Below are 13,480 nucleotides of genomic sequence, written 5' to 3'. Positions count from 1 at the left end.
TGCCTGAAAGCAGGTTCTGTGCCTGTTTCATAACGAAAGTCCGGTTCGGCGCCCTAGCGTGAGCCGCAATGACGAAGACAGCAACCGCCGTACGCATCCCGACGGCACGCCGCGGACCCGCCGGAACGTCGCAAGACACGTTCCGGCGGGACGTGGACGGGCTCCGGGGCGTTGCGGTCGCGCTGATCGTCCTCTCCGACGCCGGCGTGCCCGGCCTCGGTGGCGGTTACCTCGGCGCCGACGTCTTCTTCGTGATCTCCGGCTACCTGATCGCGGTGCTGCTGCTGTCCCGGCGGATCGGCACGCAACGGACGATGCCGTTCCTGGTCGGCTCGATCGTCGGCGGGGCGCTGGCCTGGTCGGTTCTGCACGCCACCGCGTGGTCGGACTTCTCGCCGGCCACCCGGGCCTGGGAACTCGGGGCGGGCGCGCTGGTCGCGCTGGCCGGCAACGACCGGCACCGCATCCCGCACCGGCTGGCCGGCGGCCTCTCCTGGCTCGGACTCGTGCTGATCGCGGCGGGGGCGCTGGTCTTCCGGCCCGACCCGGCACTCCCCGGATTCGCCCAGGCGGTCCCGGCGCTCGGGGCGGTGCTGGTGCTGTGCGGCCGGGGCGACGGTCTGCTCGGACTGCCGCCGGTGCAGTGGCTCGGCCGGATCTGGTGCCCGCTTCTGCTGTGGCACGTCCCGGTGCTGATCGCGGCCGGGAAGACGCCGGGCGGCGGCGTGGTGGTGCTGCTGAGCGTGGGGCTCGCGCTCACGACGTACGTCCTGGTGGAGCAACCGATCAAGCGCAACGCGCGCCTGCGGACCTCGCCGACGCTGACGCTCGCGGGTTCTCTGCTGATGATCGTGGCGCCGCTGGCGGCGGTGTGGTGGACCCTTCCCCGATTCGGAGCCTCGGTCGCGCATGTGCCGCTCTAGAAACCTTGTCGTGCTGCTGGCGATGCTGACCGGACTGGTGACCGGCTGCAGCGCCTCGGAGAGCCCCCGCCCGCACCCGTCGGCCCAGCCTGCCCCCGTCGCCCGGCTGGCCCCGACCAAGGTGCTCGCCGCGGTCCGGCGGGCCCCGGCGATCCGCACGCTCCCGCCCGGCCTCACGCCGCCGCTGACCGACGCCGGGCAGGACCTCGGCTTCGACAGCGACCGGTGTGAGGCCGGGCCGTCGGCGACGCGGATCGACGCGTGCGTCTTCGGCGACCCGGCCAGCTCGACGCGGGTCGTGCTCCTCGGCGACTCCCACGCCGGCATGTGGCTGCCGGCGCTGGCCGAGATAGCGGACCGGCGGCACTGGCAACTGACGTTCTACGGCAAGCCGGGCTGCCCGGCACCGGACCTCACGTTCTTCAATCAGCAGCTCGGCCGAGCGTTCACCGAGTGCGACGAGTTCCGGGCGTTCGCCGCGGAGAAAATCCGGGCCGCACGGCCCGATCTGGTGCTGGTCGCGGACTCCAGCTATGCCGCGAAGGCCGGGCCGGGCGAGTCGGTCACGGCCGCGGAATGGCAGGACGGGCTTACGCGTACGCTCGCAGGCCTGCGCCGATCCGGGGCGCGAGTGGTCGTCATCGGCGACAGCCCGGTGCTCGCCGCGAGCGCCCCGGAATGCCTGGCGGTGCACGCTCGCAACACCGTCACCTGCTTCACCACCGAGGCGAGGGCCACCGCGCGACTCCTCAGCGGTGCCGACATGGCGGCGGCCCGGGCGAGCGGCTCCGGCTATGTCTCGGTGCTGCCGTGGTTGTGCGGCGCGGTGTGCACCCCCGTCGTGGGGAACGTGCTCGTCTACCGCAACCAGTTCGATCTCACCGCGACCTACGCGCGGATGTTGAACGGGGTGCTGGAAGCGGCGCTGGTGCAACAGTTTCCGCAGGAGAATGCGCCGTAGTGCGCGGTGTTCTCCGGTTTACCCGCGGCCGGTCTCTCTGTGGCCGGCCCTCTTCCGCGGCCCTCTTCCGCGGCCCTTTTCCGCGGCCCTCTTCCGCGGGCGTCTTCCGGCGGCCGCTTATCGGCGGCGGTGGCGGCGCGCGAGGATGAGCACGCCCGTGGCCAGGCCCGTCGCTGCTGTCGTGATCGCTGCCAGCGGCAGTGCCTCGCAGATGCGGGCCGTGATCTCGGCCGTCGTCTGACGCACGTGCGGCCTCGCCGCCAGCGCCGCCAGCCTCGATCTAGGCTCCTCGACCTCCGGCCGGTCAGTCGTTCCGATGCTCATGCCTTCCGCCCCCTCGGATCGCATCCTTCACCGCCTCGACGTCGCGGCGGCCGCTGGCCATCGCCTCGAGCGGCTCCGGCGGCACCGCCCGCTTCACCTGGGCCCGGCCGATCAGCGCGGCCACACCGGCGACCAGCAGGACCGCGGCGGTGGTGATCAGTGCGGCGGCCCAGGCCGGAAGCGCCACCGCCAGCAGCGCCCCGATCGTGAAGATCAGCGCGCCGACCCCGTAGAGCGCGAACACGGCGGCCCCGCCGAACAGACCTGCTCCGGCCCCGGCGCGCTTGGCCTTGGTCGTCAGCTCGCGCTTGGCCAGGTCAAGTTCGTCGCGGACCAGGGTCCGCACGTCGGCGGCCAGCCGCTCGACCAGTTCCGTTTGACTCGCCATACGCTCGGGATACCCGGCCGGGCGGCGGTCATACCTACTGTCCCACCTGGCTGACCTCGGTGAATGGCTTATCGTCCCACCACGTCGCGTGGATGATGAAGCTCTTGCCGGTCTTGTTGAAGTAGACGGCCATGTTGTCGGGGGAGTCCTGGACCTTCTGTACGGCGTACCCGTCGGCGGGCGTGGCCGTGACCAGTTCGACCACGGCGTCGGAGGTCATCTTGATGACCGCCTGGCCGCCCTCGACCCGGAACGAGCGTACGTAGGTGCGCACGCCGTCGTCGCCGGTGGTGACCGTCCAACCGTCTTCGGTGGTGGTCGCCGGGGTGGTGGTGCTCTTCGTGGTCGGCGGCGGTGTCGTCCTCTTGGTCCGCTTCGGTGTCGGGGGTGGTGTCGGCTTCTTCGTCGCGGGCGACTCGGTGATCGCCGGCAGCGGCGTCGGGAAGCTCGTCTGCGCGGCCGGCAACTGCTGAAGGCTGGACAGCGCGGTGTCCTCGGGCGCGGCCGTGCGCAGCACCGGCGTCAACGCCACCGACGCCAGCACGATGCTCGCCGCCGTCGCGGCCAGCCAGCCGGCGATCGGCGTCCACCGGAAAGATCGCACGAAGCCATCGTCTCACTCCCCCCTATGGTGTACGCCATGGCGTTGATCCTGCTGGTCGAGGACGACCGCATCATCACGGCCGCCCTGTCCCGGGCCCTCACCGAGGCCGGGCACGTGGTGCGGCCGGTCGGTCTGGCCGCCGACGCACTGCGGATCGTCACCGAGGAGCGTCCCGACCTGGTCATCCTCGACCTCGGGCTGCCCGACATCGACGGCACCGACGCGCTGCGGATGATGCGGTCGGTGTCCGACGTACCGGTGATCGTCGCGACCGCCCGGCGGTCGGAGGCCGACATCATCGCCCTGCTCAGCGCCGGCGCCGACGACTACGTGACCAAGCCGTTCTCGGGCGGCCACATCCTGGCCCGCATCAACGCGGTGCTGCGTCGCGCCCGCACCACCCAGGCCGAACTGCCCCCGGTGATCACCGTCGGCGAGCTGATGATCAACCCACGCCAGCGGCGTGCCGAGCTGGGTGGGCAGCCGCTCCAGCTGACCCGGCGCGAGTTCGACGTGCTGGCCTACCTGGCCGAGCGGGTCGGCCAGGTGATCAGCCGGCGCGAGCTGATGAACGAGGTCTGGAACCAGGCCCGGATCGGCGAGGAGCAGACGATCGACGTCCATATCAGCTGGCTGCGGCGCAAGCTGGGCGAGACGGCCGCGCAGCCGCGGTTCCTGCATACCGTACGCGGTGTCGGCGTGATGATGGTCGATCCGCGGTGAGGTGGGCGCTCAACCGGCTGGCCCTCGCGATCACGTCGATGGTGGCGCTGGCGTTCCTGGTGCCGCTGGCCGTCGCCACCCGGCAGATCGCTCACGACCGGGCGCTCGGCGACGCCCGTCAGCAGGCGACGTCGCTGGTGACCGTGCTCGGGGTCGACGCCGATCCGTCCCTCCTCACCAACGCCGTCGCTTCCACCACTGCGGGCAGCACCGGCCGGCTTGCCGTACATCTGCCGTCGGTCGGGACGATCGGGACGTCGCACGCGTCGGCGGGTGACATCTCGGTCGTTTCGCAGGATCGGCGCTCGGCGGTCGTGCCGGCGCCCGGCGGCGTCGCCTACCTGCAACCCACCGTGCTCACCGACGGCCGGACGGTCGTGGTCGAGGTCTACGTGCCGGACGCCGAGATGCACCGCGGGGTGTGGACCGCGTGGTTCGTCCTCGGCGGCCTGGCGATCGCGCTGGTCGGCGGCTCGGTGCTGCTCGCCGACCGGCTCGGCAGCGTCCTGGTGCGGGCCACCCGGCAGCTGGCCCAGTCGACCCGGCGGCTCGGCGGCGGCGAACTCACCACCCGGGTGACCCCGCTCGGCCCGCGCGAACTGCGCGACGCGGCCAACGCCTTCAACTCGATGGCCGACGACCTGCGCAGCCTCCTGGACAAGGAACGAGAGCTCGCCGCGGACCTCTCGCACCGACTGCGCACGCCCCTGACCGCGCTCCGGCTGGACGCGGAGGCCATGCCGCCCGGCCCGATCGCGGAACGGATGCGGCAGGCATGCGACCTGCTCGACGAGGAACTCGAGGCCATCATCACCGGCGCCCGGCTCGGCACCGAGGCCCGCGGGCAGGAACGCACCGACCTGGTCGAGGTGCTGGCCGACCGGCTGGCCTTCTGGTCGGTCCTGGCCGAGGACCAGGAGCGGCCGTGGGAGGTCGTCGGCGGCGACGTGCCGGTGATGCTGCCGGTGCCCCGCAGCGAACTGATCGGCGTGGTCGACGCCATGCTCGGCAACGTCTTCTCCCACACGCCGGACGGAACGGCGTTCCGGGTCAGCGTCTCACCGGATGGTCTCCTGGTCGACGACGCCGGCCCCGGCATCGCGGACCCGGCCTCGGCAGTGCAGCGGGGCGTGTCGGGGGCCGGCTCGACGGGGCTCGGCCTCGACATCGTGCGGCGAGCGGCCGAGGCGTCGGGCGGCCGCATGGTCATCTCGCGGAGCCCGCTCGGCGGCGCCCGGGTCGGCATCTTCCTCAATGCCCCCGTTCCGTCACCACCCCCACGCCGCAAGCGCTGATTTCTGCGTAATCGTCCCTTTTGCGGGCGTACGTTACGTGAGTGATCAAGACTCTGTTGGCACTGGTCCTCACGGTTCTACCCGCCTGGGATCACCCGGGGTATGACGCCGAAAACAGCTACTACAACCCGCACGAGTCGGCCATCAACGCCGACTCGATCAACCACCTGACCCGTACATGGTCGGTCCGCCTGCGCGGGACCCAACCGGCGTGCGCGGCCCCGTCCGCCCCGCTGATCGCCGACGGCCGCGTCTTCGTCACCGACGCGATGGGCATCTCGGCCTACCAGGCATCGGACGGTCGCCGCTTGTGGCACTTCACGTGGGAAGCTCCGGACGACTCGAGCACACCGGTGCTGGCCCTCTCCGGCAGCCTGCTGATCGCCGCCAACAACGACTGCCACTCCAACAGCGACCCGGACGGGTTGCTCACCGCGGTGAACGTCGCCACCGGCAAACCGGCGTGGCACGTGGCCACCGACACCCCGGTCTTCACCTTGGCCGTCGACAAGGGCGCAGCCGTCATCTCCGGTTCGTCGCCGTCGGACGAGCTGACCACGCTCGCCTTCCGAGCCGCCGACGGCAAACCCCTGTGGAACAAGCCGTTGTTCTCGTCGTCGGGAGTCTCCGCCAACGGCCGCCTGCTGCTGACCCAGGCCAACACGACATCCGCGGCCGACATCACGACCGGCGCAGTCCGCTGGACCCACCCGACGGCGTGGACAGCCCAGGCGGCAACCCCGGGGGGCAACCACTTCGTGGCAACGGCCGGCACGACGCTCGCTTTCCTCAGCGCCACGAACGGCACGGTGACGTGGTCGGCCCCCGGCAAGGCGAGCACGCTGATCGCCACCGACGGCCGCCGCATCTACCGAGGTGACGACCGCACCATCGAGGCCCTGGACAGCCGCAACGGACACGTGGCGTGGTCCCGCGAGCTGCCCGCGGAAGCCACCCAGCCGTTGCGGGCGGGCGAACTCATCTACACCGGCGGCCCGATCCTCAACGCAGCGACCGGCACGGTGACAAGCCCGGCCACCGCCTACCCCGGCCACCAACTCGCAGTCGGCGGCCACCTATACACCGTCACCGACACGACCCTGTCGTCGTACGCGCCCTGATCGGTAGGTCTCCGGCGGGCTCAGACGTTCGGGTGGTCTCATCAGCCGTTAGACCCGCCGATTCTCAACGTTGTCGCGGCCCGGGTGGACTAAGTTGCACTCCTAGCCGGCATGAGGAGTGACGAGGGTGGGCCTCTACGTAGTTTTCGCGGACTGGGCCAGGCGCTTCGGCGTTGATTCGGCGATCTCGAGCTTCGGCGACTCGCTGCCCGAGGAAATGGTCAAGGAGTTCTCCGGCCAGTTCCTCGAGGACATGGAGAAGGTTCGGGCGGGCGGCCCGCCGATCATCGCGGCCGGCTCCGACGACTGGTACAGCGGGCCGGGAGAGAAGGATCTCTATTGGCCCGCGCTCCGGGCCGAGTTCGCCGACGAGGGCTGGCCGGAGGAGCGCGTCCAGTCGGTCAACAACTCGTCCAACGCCGTGGTTGCCCACACGCCGCGTCCGACCGGTCCGAGATGGGATTCTCGCGGCCTGGTCGTCGGCTACGTGCAGAGCGGTAAGACGACGAACTTCACTGCGGTGATCGCGAAACTGGCGGACGTCGAATATCGGATGATCATCGTCCTCTCCGGCATCCACAACGGGCTGCGGCGACAGACTCAGGCTCGGCTCGACGACTACCTGAAGCATCTGAATCCTGATCGATGGGTGACGAAGACGACTTTGGACCGCGACTTCACGATCCCGCCCGAGAATCCTGAGGCCCTGCTCGGCCCGGACAAGCCGGTGCTGCTGGTGGTCAAGAAGAACGGTGCCGTCCTCGGAAAGCTCATCCGGTGGCTCGACACGGCCAACGGACGGAGAGCCCTGGAATCGTCGCCGGTGCTGGTCATCGACGACGAGGCGGACCAGGCTTCGGTCGCCACCGGCCGCATCAACCCGCTCATCCGACGGCTCCTCGGGTTGATGCCGAAGTGCACCTACGTCGGATATACGGCGACGCCGTTCGCGAACGTCTTCATCGATCCGAGCGACGAGAACGACCTCTATCCGAAGTCGTTCATCCTCAACCTCCCGAGGCCGGACGGCTACTTCGGTCCGGAGAAGATCTTCGGCCGATACTCGGTGGAATCGGAGGACGACGACGAGACGGGGCCGCCCGACGGCTACGACATGGTCCGGGTCGTTCCTGAGGACGACGTACAACTGCTGCGTCCCGGGAGCAAGGAGCCGGCGGACGACTTCACCCCGACCATCACCGACGAACTGAAGGCCGCGGTGGACTGGTTCTGGCTCGCCACAGCCGCGCGTCGTGCCCGGCATGACATCGGCCACAGCACCATGCTCATCCACACCTCCGTCAAGATCGCCGTACACGAGAGTTTTCGTCGGCCGCTGGAGTTCCTCCGGGGACGGGCGCTGGCGAGCCTGGCCTCCGGCAGTCTCGAAGACCTGGAACCGTGGCGCGAACTGTGGGAAGACGAGTCCGGTCGGGTACCGGCCGAGGACTTCGACCGCAGGCAGAACTCGTTCGACGAGGTGGTCGTCCACCTCCTCGACGTGATCGCACAGACCCGTGTGGTGCTCGACAACTATCGGAGCGAGGACCGTCTTGACTACTCGGAGTCCTCTGTAGTCGCGATCGCGGTGGGCGGAAACACGCTGTCCCGTGGTCTGACACTGGAGGGCCTCGTCGTCAGCTTCTTCATTCGTGGTGCCACGGCGTACGACACGTTGTTGCAGATGGGCCGGTGGTTCGGCTACCGGACCGGATACGAGGATCTGCCGCGTATCTGGATGACACCCAGCCTGGCCGACGCGTTCCGCCACCTCGCCACGGTGGAGCACGAGATGCGTGACGACATCGACCGCTACCAGCGGGAAAACCTGACGCCGACTCAGGTCTCGGTCCGCATCCGGACGCATCCCGCTCTGCGGATCACGGCCAAGATGGGTGCGGCCCAACCCGCCTACGTGAGTTACGCGGGACGGCGGCTGCAGACCCGCTACTTCCTTCACGAAGACGCCGACTGGCTCGACCAGAACCGCCAGGCGGCCGAGAGCCTTGTGCAGGATGCTCTTCGTTACGGCGAGCTCGAACCCGACGCGGCGTCCGGGCCGGCCAGACTGATCAGGAACGTCCCGGTCACCCTCATCAAGGACTTCCTCGGGCGTTACCAGGTGCACGAGGACTCGCCCGACCTCGATCGTCGGATGATGCTCAAATACATCGACAGCCGCCTCTCGGATGTCGAAATGAGCCTGTCCAACTGGTCCGTCGCGATCGTGAACGGCGACGGCGTTCCGGCACAGCTGGGCGGTCTCGACGTCCGTTATTCCGTCCGATCGCGACTCAACGACAGCAATACCCGACGAGCCGACATCAAGACCCTCATGAGCAAGCAGGACCGTGCTCTTGATCTGGACCTGACAGCCGCGGAGGCTCGCGCCAAAAGCGAGGAGCAGCTGATCAAGGTCCGCAACGACGACCCGACGAACAAGGACCGGGGACTGCTCGTTCTCTACCTGATCGACAAGATGAGCGAGCCGGTCAACGCCGATGCCGCCGGAAAAGCGAACTCGAAACGAAAGGCGCTCGACGCGGTGAGCCCGGTGGTCGGCATGGGAATCGTGTTCCCCGGTGACGTACGAACCAAGAAGATCCAGGCGAGCCATGTCGCCGTCGACCTCTCCGACGTCGAGAGCGTCAACCTCGATGAGGTTCTCGACGTCGACACCGAGGAACCGGCATGACGGACTTTCGGTCTTCGGAACTCGAGCGTGCCTGGGCGGTCCTCGGCCGTCCTCGGTTCGACGAGTTCGAGTCGTTCCCGCTGGAGCCGTCGTTCAACGGCCACCCCTGCCGGGCCGCCGTCGACCGGGCGGGAGGTCGGCATCTCCTCGTGCCCGCCGTCGACCAGGTCATGATCGACGATCGGCCGGCTGTGCTCGATCTTGCCGTCCGGAAGCTGGTCTTCGCCGGCGCGGCCGGGCTGTTCCTGGACCTGTCCTGCGGTGAGCCCGACCTGTTCCGTGAGTTCGACGATGTGCTGACCGACGTCCTCTCGGAGATCCGCGGCGGCGAACGCCCGGCGGCCACCACGGTCCGGGTCGTCGCGCGCTGGCGGAAACTGTTCCGCAGCCTTCTCATGCGTGGACTCTCGCACCAGGCCAAGGTCGGCCTCTTCGGTGAGTTGGCCATGCTTGTCGAGTTGGTCAGGGCCGACCCCACCTTTCCGGTCACCGACTGGCGAGGACCGCTCGGCGAACCGCACGACTTCGAGACGTCCGCACGCTGTATCGAGGTCAAATCCTTGGGGACGTCGAGCAGGGAGATAGTGATACACGGACTCGCGCAGCTCGACACCCACGACGCCAGGCCGCTCGACCTCCTGCTGCTGCGGGTCGTCGAGGACCCCGATGGCACGACGATCAGCGAACTCGTCCGTGAACTCGAGGGTAAGGTCGCCTCGCCCGGCGACCTCCGGTCCCGCCTCGCAGCCACCGGCTGGCACCCGGAACGAGGAACTGCCGACGCCGAAGTGTTCTCCGTCGAGGGGGTGCACCGCATCACCGTTGGCGCTGCCACGCCCCGCCTCGTCGCGGCGTCACTCACCGCGCCGGCGCTTCCACCGGGCATCGGTGCTCTGCGGTACGAGGTCGAAGTCGGGGCGCTCCTTCCGCACAGCCGCCTTGCCTCGCTCGTCGAGATCGCCGCGGAGTGCCTGCGATGACGACCGAATGGTGGTCGCAGCCCTTCGCCCCGGAGGGATCCGCCGCGGCCGAAGGCATCGTCAAGCAGCTCGGTAGGCCGGCTCTGGACCCGCTGGCTGTGCTGGCTCGTGAGGCGGCTCAGAACAGCTGGGACGCTCGACGCGACGGGATGTCGGTCGACTTCGGAATCGACGTACGGGTGATCGGCGATGCGAGCGAACGGTGGCGCCGACTCCTGCTACCCGGACCGTCGCCCCAGGCTGACCTCGATCTGGAGAGTTCGTTGCAGCCCGGGTCGGTCGTTTTGATCGTTTCGGACCGCAACACGGTCGGCCTGGGTGGGCCCCTTCGGGCCGGCGTCAAGGCGGGAGTCGACGAGATGGCGGACTTCGTTCAGTTCCTTCGTAACGTCGGAGAGCCGAGCGACCATCAGTTCGGCGGCGGGACCTACGGCTTCGGCAAGGGGATCTTCTATCGCCTGAGCCGGGCCGGGGCGATCCTCGTCGACACCAAGACCGAGGCGGCGGACGTCGCTCAGCGTCGGCTCATGGGGGCGGCGCTCGGACACAGTTGGTACCTCGGTGACCGCCGATTCACGGGACGCCACTGGTGGGGTTCGGTCGCCGCCGATGACATCCCCGACCCGGTCATCGGGGAGGACGCCGACAAGGTCTCCCAGGCCTTGGGGCTGCCGGGATTCGGCGACGGACGTAGCGGAACCGACATCGTCATCCTCGGAGCCGACCTCGGCGTCACAGGCTTCGAGCCCGACATCCGGGAGCGCAGCCCCCACGAGGCGGCGACATACCTCAGCTCGGCGATCCTGTGGAACCTGTGGCCGAAGATGATCTCAGACGAGCGCGGGCTGCACATGCGCTTCTTCGTCGGGGTCGACGGCAGCAAGGTCGCGGTGCCTTCCCCGGAAACGGTCGATGATCTCAAGCCTTTCGTGGCCGCACTCCGCGCGGTCAGGGCTGGCGGCGGAACGCCTTACACCAGGACGGTTCGACCGAAGGACGCCGGCCGACTGGCCGTCTCGTTGTGCGCCGCCGACGACGCGAGCAGCCGCAGCTTCGTGAGGTCGGCTCGACCGTTCGACGGACCCAGCCATCACATCGCTCGGATGCGTGTGGCCGAGCTGGTCGTGGATTACGTGCCCGGGCCCGCGCACCCGGACGGTCGACTCGCGTATGCCGGAGTATTCCGCGCATCCGAGCAGGCCGACGAGCACTTCGCCTCCGCCGAGCCGCCCACCCACGACGACTGGGTGTCGAAGGGGCTCACCGGAACGTCCAGGGGCGTAGTCCAGGGTGCGCGGTCGTTCATCGCCCGCCAGCTCGACGACTTCCTGGGCCTCGGGACGCACGCGGGCGGTCGAAGCAGTCAGGGGCTGGGTCAATTCGCTGCTCGGCTGGCGAGCGTGGTGCCGGCCCGAACCTCCGAGGACGGTGGAGGAGCGGGCAGCGAGCGGGGTGGCGGAGATGGTCCATCACGCGGATCGAGCGTCAGGACCCGTCGCGGCGGGACCCCGAAGCTGACCGGCTCCCCGGTGTTCCGAGTGCACAACGGCAGTCCATACCTGGTCGCGACCGTTCTGGTTCCACCGTCGGACGCCCCGCGCACCGTGACGGCAGAGGTCGAGGTCGTGATCGAGGGCGGAGGCCGGGAAGCGCAACCGCCGATGGGAGCTGCGATACCCGAGGTCATTCAGTGGCAGGCGGCCGCGACCGGTGATGTGGTCCGTGGTCCCAGCGTCTGGCTCTCGGCCGGGGACGCCTCCCAGTGGTACGTGTACGCCACCTACGTGCCGGATGCGCTGGTGCGGTTCAAAGTGAGCCAGGCGGCGGACAGTGCCCACTGACGTCAAGCCCTTTCTGATCCCGTCGGCCGGCACCGTTGTCTGGGACCCCTGGTTGTTGCACACCGGCGAGCAGGGCTGGGTACCACTCCCGTCCGGTGTGGACGGTTGGGACCCCAGCGTCGACCTGCGTGTGGCGCGGCGCGTGCAGGTCGACCCGATCCGGTTCGCTCAGGAGACCGGAGTCGCTCTCGCGGAGGTCGCGCTGGCCGTTTCCTGGACCAGTTCCACCACTGGAATGACCGAGGCCGTGCCTCCGGTGTCGTTCGGTGATCAGGGCACGGCGACGGTCGAGGCCGTTCTGGTCGGTGAGCGCCTGTCCGGTGTCCTTTCGCTGCGGACCACGATCTGTCTGGTTGCGCCCCAACCTCGCACGACGGTCGGGGTCGCTTCGATCGCGGGTTCTGTGCTCGGCGAGGAGGTCCGACTGCTGGCCCTGGACAGCCAAGCGCCGATGTTTCCGGTGCACGAGATCGATTTCGGGGCCACAAGGCTGTCGCCGACAGCAAGTTGGCACCTGGAAACCGGCACCGACCTGCTTGCACCGTTCTACGGGGCGTTCCGCGTTCTGATCAACACTCAGGACACCGAACTGAGCGCGGCGGTCGCACGAGGCGCCAAGGACAAGCGCCAGCAGGCGCTGCTCGACGAGCTCGAGGCCGGTGTCGCGATGCTTCTCCTGGAGATCGCCGTGTCGCTGCAGCACGACCTCTCCGAGCGCGAGACCTGGCCCGCCGAAACCGTCGGGGACATCCTGGGCCGACTGCTCGATCAGGCGTCGTTGAAGATCAACCGGCCTTCGTCGCCGGGTGAGTTGTCAACCTTCCGCACGCAGCTCGCCGGTGCCGTGCGGAACGCAGGAAGAGGGCGGACCTTTCAGTGATCGAGCTCTGGCCGCAACTCCCGCAGCCTGTTGCGCTCTCCATGTACGCCGACCTGCTCGAGGGCGCGGAACCTACCCCGGCGACCTCGCACGCGGCGCAGCTCTGGGCGCCCATCGGCAGTCGCGTCTCGAGCCGGCAGATCCGATCACTTCTCGATGCGGCGACCGACGTTGCGCAGTCGTTCGGCTATCCGCAGCCGGCCGGGCCGGACAAGCGGGTCGCGTTCGACCGCGCGGTCGCCCCGTTGATCCGTGACCGGATGGCGCTCTCGTGGTCCGACGCAGGTAACCGGGGTTCGTGGTCGTTCCTGTCCCTCGTCGTGCTGCCTCACCTCACGAACTGGCGATTCGGTCTCGACAACCGTGAGCGGTGGGTGGCCACTGATCTGACGCGACACGCGTGGGCAAGATTGTGGTGGCAGGCGGTCGTCTTCGAGGGACAGGAGAAACTGCTCGACGCGCTGACCGAAAGCGATCTCAACCAGTTGCTGGAGCGGCGAAGCATCGGCGGTGACCCCCGCCTGGTCGCGGCGCTCGCCAAGGCCGTGGTGGAGGCGGCCCCGGACGCGGGACGCCGGGCGATCATCCGGGACGCGAGCCGCCGGCTGCGTCGCTACCTGGCATTCGTGGACGTCCGGGCGCTGGCTACATATCAGGTCGAGGAACTGTGTCGTGGCATCTGCGCCCAGACGCTGCAATACGTGCGCCCTGGTGATCAGTGACGGGCTCGCCCGGCAGTACTGTG

The 13,480-nt window shown here is 69.0% G+C and carries 12 protein-coding genes; 10 read left to right on the top strand and 2 right to left on the bottom strand.

What is annotated here, in order from left to right; genetic code table 11:
- Nucleotides 1–68 precede the first annotated feature (68 nt).
- A complete protein-coding gene (locus tag ACIA5C_RS43200) occupies nt 69–923 on the top strand; it encodes an acyltransferase family protein (protein ID WP_396066047.1) in 855 nt (284 codons plus the stop codon).
- Between the two features lie 10 nt (nt 924–933).
- Nucleotides 934–1,884: an SGNH hydrolase domain-containing protein gene (locus ACIA5C_RS43195; RefSeq protein ID WP_396066045.1), complete on the top strand. Its 951-nt coding sequence runs from the start codon at nt 934–936 to the stop codon at nt 1,882–1,884.
- 304 nt (nt 1,885–2,188) lie between these two features.
- Here ACIA5C_RS43195 and ACIA5C_RS43190 read toward each other — a convergent pair whose 3' ends face one another.
- Together ACIA5C_RS43190 and ACIA5C_RS43185 are read right to left on the bottom strand one after the other, a co-directional pair.
- Nucleotides 2,189–2,596: a phage holin family protein gene (locus ACIA5C_RS43190; RefSeq protein WP_396066043.1), complete on the bottom strand. Its 408-nt coding sequence runs from the start codon at nt 2,594–2,596 to the stop codon at nt 2,189–2,191.
- Nucleotides 2,597–2,630: 34 nt separating this feature from the next.
- On the bottom strand, nt 2,631–3,200 hold the full coding sequence (locus ACIA5C_RS43185) for a DNA mismatch repair protein MutL (protein ID WP_396066041.1): 570 nt from the start codon (nt 3,198–3,200) through the stop codon (nt 2,631–2,633).
- 36 nt (nt 3,201–3,236) lie between these two features.
- Between ACIA5C_RS43185 and ACIA5C_RS43180 the strand changes: the two genes are divergently transcribed.
- From ACIA5C_RS43180 to ACIA5C_RS43145, 8 genes are all read left to right on the top strand, one after another.
- Nucleotides 3,237–3,923, top strand: a complete 687-nt coding sequence (locus tag ACIA5C_RS43180) for a response regulator transcription factor (RefSeq protein WP_396066039.1) — start codon at nt 3,237–3,239, stop codon at nt 3,921–3,923.
- The gene (locus tag ACIA5C_RS43175; RefSeq protein ID WP_396066037.1) at nt 3,920–5,218 is read left to right on the top strand and encodes a sensor histidine kinase; all 1,299 of its coding nucleotides are present in this window, start codon (nt 3,920–3,922) and stop codon (nt 5,216–5,218) included. Before ACIA5C_RS43180 ends, ACIA5C_RS43175 begins: the two co-directional genes overlap by 4 nt.
- A gap of 41 nt (nt 5,219–5,259) precedes the next feature.
- The gene (locus tag ACIA5C_RS43170) at nt 5,260–6,339 is read left to right on the top strand and encodes a PQQ-binding-like beta-propeller repeat protein (RefSeq protein WP_396066035.1); all 1,080 of its coding nucleotides are present in this window, start codon (nt 5,260–5,262) and stop codon (nt 6,337–6,339) included.
- 127 nt (nt 6,340–6,466) lie between these two features.
- The gene (locus ACIA5C_RS43165; protein WP_396066033.1) at nt 6,467–9,034 is read left to right on the top strand and encodes a Z1 domain-containing protein; all 2,568 of its coding nucleotides are present in this window, start codon (nt 6,467–6,469) and stop codon (nt 9,032–9,034) included.
- On the top strand, nt 9,031–10,014 hold the full coding sequence (locus ACIA5C_RS43160) for a PD-(D/E)XK motif protein (RefSeq protein ID WP_396066031.1): 984 nt from the start codon (nt 9,031–9,033) through the stop codon (nt 10,012–10,014). The genes ACIA5C_RS43165 and ACIA5C_RS43160 overlap by 4 nt, the downstream gene beginning before the upstream one ends.
- Entirely contained in the window at nt 10,011–11,855 is a 1,845-nt protein-coding gene (locus ACIA5C_RS43155; protein ID WP_396066029.1) for a hypothetical protein, read from the top strand. The genes ACIA5C_RS43160 and ACIA5C_RS43155 overlap by 4 nt, the downstream gene beginning before the upstream one ends.
- 52 nt (nt 11,856–11,907) lie before the next feature.
- Nucleotides 11,908–12,735 carry a hypothetical protein gene (locus ACIA5C_RS43150; protein WP_396066027.1) on the top strand — a complete coding sequence of 276 codons (828 nt, stop codon included), beginning with the start codon at nt 11,908–11,910 and terminating at the stop codon, nt 12,733–12,735.
- Nucleotides 12,732–13,457: a hypothetical protein gene (locus tag ACIA5C_RS43145; RefSeq protein ID WP_396066025.1), complete on the top strand. Its 726-nt coding sequence runs from the start codon at nt 12,732–12,734 to the stop codon at nt 13,455–13,457. Before ACIA5C_RS43150 ends, ACIA5C_RS43145 begins: the two co-directional genes overlap by 4 nt.
- Nucleotides 13,458–13,480 lie beyond the last annotated feature (23 nt).

The sequence above is a fragment of the Actinoplanes sp. NPDC051343 genome, from assembly GCF_044455125.1.
Lineage (GTDB): Bacteria > Actinomycetota > Actinomycetes > Mycobacteriales > Micromonosporaceae > Actinoplanes.
Note: the sequence above shows the minus strand (reverse complement) of the source record. Positions and strands in the feature narration are given on the sequence as shown.

What these genes read in the sequence shown, in the direction of transcription:
- ACIA5C_RS43200 (WP_396066047.1), top strand. Translation starts at nt 69, where the DNA reads ATGACGAAGACAGCAACCGCCGTACGCATCCCGACGGCACGCCGCGGA.
- ACIA5C_RS43190 (WP_396066043.1), bottom strand. Translation starts at nt 2,596, where the DNA reads ATGGCGAGTCAAACGGAACTGGTCGAGCGGCTGGCCGCCGACGTGCGG.
- ACIA5C_RS43180 (WP_396066039.1), top strand. Translation starts at nt 3,237, where the DNA reads ATGGCGTTGATCCTGCTGGTCGAGGACGACCGCATCATCACGGCCGCC.
- ACIA5C_RS43160 (WP_396066031.1), top strand. Translation starts at nt 9,031, where the DNA reads ATGACGGACTTTCGGTCTTCGGAACTCGAGCGTGCCTGGGCGGTCCTC.
- ACIA5C_RS43155 (WP_396066029.1), top strand. Translation starts at nt 10,011, where the DNA reads ATGACGACCGAATGGTGGTCGCAGCCCTTCGCCCCGGAGGGATCCGCC.